The organism is Nonomuraea sp. NPDC049607 (assembly GCF_040675375.1).
Lineage (GTDB): Bacteria > Actinomycetota > Actinomycetes > Streptosporangiales > Streptosporangiaceae > Nonomuraea.
On sequence record NZ_JBFAOV010000087.1, the window covers coordinates 1 to 5,391 of the forward strand.

General features: G+C 73.7%; 5 protein-coding genes and 1 pseudogene. 5 read left to right on the forward strand and 1 reads right to left on the reverse strand.

Features of this window, described 5'->3' with window-relative positions:
- The 4 genes and pseudogenes from AB0J97_RS51325 to AB0J97_RS51340 form a co-directional block, all read left to right on the forward strand.
- Positions 1–190: pseudogene (locus AB0J97_RS51325) on the forward strand (PQQ-dependent sugar dehydrogenase); the annotation flags it as partial.
- Positions 191–207: 17 nt separating this feature from the next.
- Positions 208–1,956, forward strand: a complete 1,749-nt coding sequence (locus tag AB0J97_RS51330; protein ID WP_364104679.1) for a CBM35 domain-containing protein — start codon at positions 208–210, stop codon at positions 1,954–1,956.
- A gap of 111 nt (positions 1,957–2,067) precedes the next feature.
- Positions 2,068–2,610, forward strand: a complete 543-nt coding sequence (locus tag AB0J97_RS51335; protein ID WP_364104682.1) for an isochorismatase family cysteine hydrolase — start codon at positions 2,068–2,070, stop codon at positions 2,608–2,610.
- Positions 2,611–2,690: 80 nt separating this feature from the next.
- Complete coding sequence (locus AB0J97_RS51340; RefSeq protein WP_364104685.1) at positions 2,691–3,998, forward strand: YbfB/YjiJ family MFS transporter; 1,308 nt, start codon at positions 2,691–2,693, stop codon at positions 3,996–3,998.
- Between the two features lie 18 nt (positions 3,999–4,016).
- Here AB0J97_RS51340 and AB0J97_RS51345 read toward each other — a convergent pair whose 3' ends face one another.
- On the reverse strand, positions 4,017–4,862 hold the full coding sequence (locus AB0J97_RS51345) for an alpha/beta fold hydrolase (protein ID WP_364104688.1): 846 nt from the start codon (positions 4,860–4,862) through the stop codon (positions 4,017–4,019).
- Positions 4,863–4,929: 67 nt separating this feature from the next.
- On the opposite strand from AB0J97_RS51345, the gene AB0J97_RS51350 reads away from it, so the two are divergent.
- The coding region (locus AB0J97_RS51350) for a helix-turn-helix domain-containing protein (protein ID WP_364104691.1) at positions 4,930–5,391 on the forward strand (462 nt) is incomplete at its 3' end.

The window sequence follows — 5,391 nt, forward strand, 5'->3', positions numbered from 1 at the left end:
GCGGCTGTGGCGCATCGTGCTGAACGGCGAGAACGTCTCGACGGTCAACTCCTACTTCAACGCCACCTACGGCAGGCTGCGCGCGGTCGAGAAGGTGCCGAACGCCGCCGCCATCTGGTTCGGCTCGACCAACTCCGACAACAACGGCGACGGCACCGCCGACACGATCCGCCGCTCCGCCATCCAATAGCCCCCGAGGGAGTGACCGTGCTCGCAACCCGCTTACGCACCCTCGTCCCGATCGCCGCCGCGTGCCTGGCCGTCTCCGCGCTCGTCGCGCTGCCGGCCCGCGCCGCGACCGTGCGCTACGAGGCCGAGAACGCCACCAACGTCCAGGGCGCCGTCGAGGCGAACCACGCCGGGTTCTCCGGCACCGGCTTCGTCAACAGCGACAACACGGCCGGCCCGTACACGGAGTGGACCGTCAACGCCCCGGCGGCCGGCACCGCCACCCTGGCCATCAGGTACGCCAACGGCACCGGCTCGGCCCGGACCTCCGACGTCTCCGTCAACGGCACGGTCGTGTCGGCCGGGCGCTCGTTCGGCGCGACGGCGAACTGGGACACCTGGGCGACCTCCACCCTCACCGCCACCCTGAACCAGGGCGACAACAAGATCCGCGTCACCGCCGCCTCCGCGGGCGGCAACCCCAACCTCGACTTCCTGGAGGCCACCACCGCCGACGCCCCGGCCACCGAATACCAGGCCGAGGCCGCGACGCTGACCCAGGCGAGCGTCGCCACCAACCACACCGGCTACACCGGCACCGGGTTCGTCGACTACGTCAACGCCGCCGGCGGCTCCGTCGAGTGGTCGGTCAACGTCGCCGAGGCCGGCAGCCACACGCTGACCTTCCGCTACGCCAACGGCACCGCCGTCGCCCGCCCGATGGACATCGCCGTCAACGGCGTCACCGCGGTGACCGGCCTGGCCTTCCCCGGCACCGGAAGCTGGGACACCTGGGCCGACGCCCGCGCCACCGTGACGCTGAACGCCGGCGTCAACACCGTCCGCGCGACCGGGACCGGCGCCGACGGCGGCCCGAACGTGGACAGGCTGTCGGTCAGCGGCTCCGGCGGCCCCGACGGCCAGGCGCCCACCGTGCCCGCGGGCCCGCGGGTGACCGGCGCCTCGGCCGCCAGCATCTCCCTGGCCTGGACCGACTCCACCGACAACGTGGGCGTCACCGGCTACCGCGTCTACGAGGGCACCGCCGTGGTGGCGACCTCGCCCACCGCGAGCGCCACGGTGGCGGGGCTGACCTCCGGGTCCACGCACACGTACACGGTCACGGCGGTGGACGCGGCGGGCAACGAGTCCGCGCACAGCGCCGCGGTCACCGGCACCGCGACCGGCGGCACCGGCGGTCCCACCGCCGACCAGCTCCTCGCCAAGGTCACCACATGCGCCCAGATCTCCAACGGCAAGTACAAGACCGACTCCGACGTCTCCTCGGGGACCGTCCCGGTGTGCGGCAAGACCGGCGGCGTGTTCTGGAAGGGCGACCTGGACATCGACTGCGACGGCGTCCGCACCACGCAGTGCAACGAGAACACCGACTGCTGCTTCCAGGCCGACACGTTCTGCCACACCACGTCCGACACGCCGCTGAACGCGGCGCAGCTGGCGTACATGGTGGTGCCGAGCCCCAGCTCGATCTGGGACTACCGGACCAAGGGCATCGGCTGCGGGACGGTGGTGGCCGTCATCTACAACGGCCAGGTGGAGTACGCGGTCATGGGCGACACGGGCCCGTCGGGGATCATCGGCGAGGCCTCCTACCGCACCGCCGCCGACCTGGGCATCAATCCCGACCCGAGCAACGGCGGCACCGACTCCGGCGTCACGTACATCGTGTTCACCGGCTCGGGGACGAAGGTCTCGGCCATCGAGAACCACAACCAGGCCGTGACGCTGGGCAGGACCCTCGCCCAGCAGTTCGTCGACAACAACTGACCACCCCGTGAGCGTGCCGGGGGCCGCCGGTCGGCCCCTGGCACGGGATCGGGGGTGTCTGCCCCGATTTGTCCTGGATAAAACGGCAGCCCCCTGGACAGGACAGGGGTTATGGCAAGATCTGCGCTGGTCGTCATCGACATGCTGAACCCGTACGAGCACCAGGACGCCGAGCAGCTCGCGCGGCAGGTGGAGCCGATCGTCGAACCGCTGGCGGAGCTGGTCGCGCGGGCCGGCGAGCGGGACGACATCGAGCTCGTGTACGTCAATGACAACTACGGCGACTTCGCCGCCGACCGGCGGGAGATCGAGGAGCGGGCGATGAAGGGCCGGCGGCCCGACCTGGTGCGGCCGGTCCTGCCGCCGCCGGGGTGCGCGTTCCTGCCCAAGGTGCGGCACAGCGCCTTCTTCGGCACGTCCCTGGAGTACCTGCTGTCCCAGAGCCGGGCGGAGCGGGTCGTCCTGGCGGGGCAGGTGACGGAGCAGTGCGTGCTGTACAGCGCGCTGGACGCGTACGTGCGGCACTACGAGCTGACCGTGCCGCCCGACTGCGTGGCGTCCATCCACCCGGATCTCGGGCAGGCGGCGCTGCACATGATGGAGCGCAACATGTCGGCCCGGCTCGCCCCGTCCGGCGACTGCTTCCCCGCGTGAGCCCTTGACCGCATTCCAGGGGACTCCCTAAGGTCGGTAACTGTTGTTCTTCCTTTTGCCAGTTACCGAATGGAGTCGGTGTGAAGACCCACAGGCCGGAGCCGTCCTTCGCCGGATGGCCGACGGTCCGGTACGTCGGCGCGGCGACGCTGGTCCGATGCGTGGACGGCGGCGCCACCGTGTGCCTGATCCTGCTCGCGATCCAGCGTCTCCCCCAGGGCGCCGCGGCCGGCGGCCTGTTCGTGGCCCTGCTGACCGTGCCCCATCTGCTCGGCCCCTGGCTGGCGCGCCGGCTGGACGGGGCCGCCGACGGGCGGCGGCTGCTGGCGGGGGCCTTCGCGCTGCACGGAGCGGCGCTGGCGGCCGGCGCGGCGCTCATGGGCGTCGCGCCGTTGCCCGTGGTGGGCGCGCTGCTCCTGGTCGCCGGGGCCGGCGGCCCGATGGTGACGGGCGGGCTGAGCAGCCGCCTGCCGGAGATCGCCGCCCGCGGGCGGATGGCGCGGGGACGGGCCGAAGGCTGGGACGCGGTCACGTACGGGGTGGGCGGCACGGCCGGTCCCGCCCTGGCCGCGGGGCTGGCCGCGATGACCGGCCCGCTGTCCGCCGTCCTCGCGCTGGGGGCGGCCGCCGTGGTGGCGGGCGCCCTCGTCCTGACCCTCCCGGCCGACCCCGCCGCTCACCGGCGAGAGGGCCATGACGGGAGCGACGCGACCGCTCGGCGGGGTGAAGGGGCCATGACGGTGCGGCAGGCCCTGGGGCTCATGGTCACGGTCGGGCCGCTGCGGCGGGTGCTGGTCGCCACGCTGCTCACCGCCGTCACCGCCGGCGGGCTGACCGTGGTCGCGGTCGAGTTCGGCGCCCGGCTCGGCCACGGCGCGACGGCCGGCGCGGCTCTGGCGGCGGTGTACGGGCTGGGCAATCTCGCGGGCTCGCTGGCGGTGACGGCGTTCCCGTTGCGCGGGGAGCCGGAGCGGCTGACGGTCCGGCACGTGGTGATCCTGGCCGTCGCCCTGGTCCTGTGCGCGTTCTCGCCCGTCTATCCGGTGGCCGTGGCGGCGTTCGGGCTGGCCGGGTTCGCCAACGCGCCGCTGTTCGCCGCCAGCCTGGCGGCACGGTCGGCGTACTCGCCGCCGCGGGCGCGGGCGCAGGTCTTCGTGTCGGTGGCGGGGCTCAAGATGGGGCTGTCCTCAGTGGGGGCGGCCGCGGCCGGTGCGGCGCTCGTCCTGGGGCCGAGGGCGCTGCTGGCCGCGGGGGCGGCGCTCGTGCTGCTCGCCGCCCTGGTGGCCGTGGCGGACCGCCGCCTCACCGCCTCCTCCGCACGCCCGCGTCCGGAACGACCTGGTACGGTCCCCGTCCCGGCCGAGGCGGCCTGCGAGGACCGGACGTGACCACCGATGCGCCACCGATCAGGACGCGTGGTGGAGGAGGCGGGCCGTGCGGTCGGCAACGAGGTGCGGTTGCTCGGCCTGGACCAGATGCCCCGCGGAGACGTCCTCGTGGCGCCCGTCGGGCAGGCTCTCGGCGTAACGGCGCTGGTGCTCGCGGTTGGCGGCGTGCTGACGCTCCCGCCCACGGGCGGCGCGGGTCACCGACAACACGATCGCCGGGCATTCGGGGAGCCGCGGCGGCCGGGCCCGGAACTCCGGGATCGCGGCGGCCACGGCCCGGACCTCGCTGCGGGTCTGGGCGACCCCGGCCGGGGTGAAGTCCTCGGCGAGCATGGTCCGGTAGGTGTCTGCGGGGAACAACCGCCGGACGTTCCCGCTGAACAACCGCGCCAGGGGACGGAACCGGCTGAGCGCCTGCGACACCGCCAGCATGCGGTCGACCTGCTCGGCGGTCCGGTCCCAGGTGTCGTACACCGGCGAGGTCTCCGGCAGGACGTCGGCCAGCAGCAGCCCCCGCAGCCGGGGCCCGAGCCGCTCGGCGGCCCGGCGGGCGACCAGCCCGCCCATGCTGTGCGCGACCAGCACGAACTCCCCCGGCACGACGGCCTCGGTCATCGCGACCAGGTCGGCGGCCAGGTCGTCGATGCCGAGCGGCCCTCCGGCGGGGCCGCTGCGCGCGCGCCCGGCGCGGTCGTAGGTCACCAGCCGCGCCCTGGACGCCAGCAGCGGCGTCACCGCGTCCCAGCAGGTGCGCCCGCAGCCGCCGCCCGCCTCGAAGACCACCCATGAGGGCCCGTCGCCGGACTCCTCGACGTAGACGTGCCGTCCGTTCACCGGCACCGCCCGCCCCCGCACGTCTCGCATGCGTCCTCCTCCGCCGTCCGAACGTTTTCATTTTGGATAACGGTATCTCATATGAAATCGTTGGGCCATGGATCCTGTCGAGCAGTTGCTGCACCCCGTACGGCTGCGCATCGTGCACGCCGTGTCCGCCGCGGGCACGATGACGATCGCGCAGCTCTGCGCCCGCATGCCGGAGGTTCCGAAGATCACCGTCTACCGCCAGGTCGCCCACCTCACCGAGGGCGGCTTCCTGGAGATCGAGGGCGAGCAGCGCGTACGCGGCGCCACCGAGCGCCGCTACCGGCTGCGCCAGGACCGTCCCGCGATCGACGCCGGCGCCGCCGCCGCGATGTCGCTCGACGACCACCGCAGGGGGTTCGCCGCCGCCATGGCCGTCCTGATCGCCGAGTTCGACGCCTACCTGCGCCGCGAGGGCGCCGACCCGGTCGCCGACTCGGTCTCCTACCGGCAGGGCACGCTGTGGCTCAGCCCCGACGAGCTCGCCGCGATGCTGACCGACCTGCTGGCGGTCCTGGGCGGCCGCCTGGGC

What these genes read in the sequence shown, in the direction of transcription:
- AB0J97_RS51335 (WP_364104682.1), top strand. Translation starts at nt 2,068, where the DNA reads ATGGCAAGATCTGCGCTGGTCGTCATCGACATGCTGAACCCGTACGAG.
- AB0J97_RS51345 (WP_364104688.1), bottom strand. Translation starts at nt 4,862, where the DNA reads ATGCGAGACGTGCGGGGGCGGGCGGTGCCGGTGAACGGACGGCACGTC.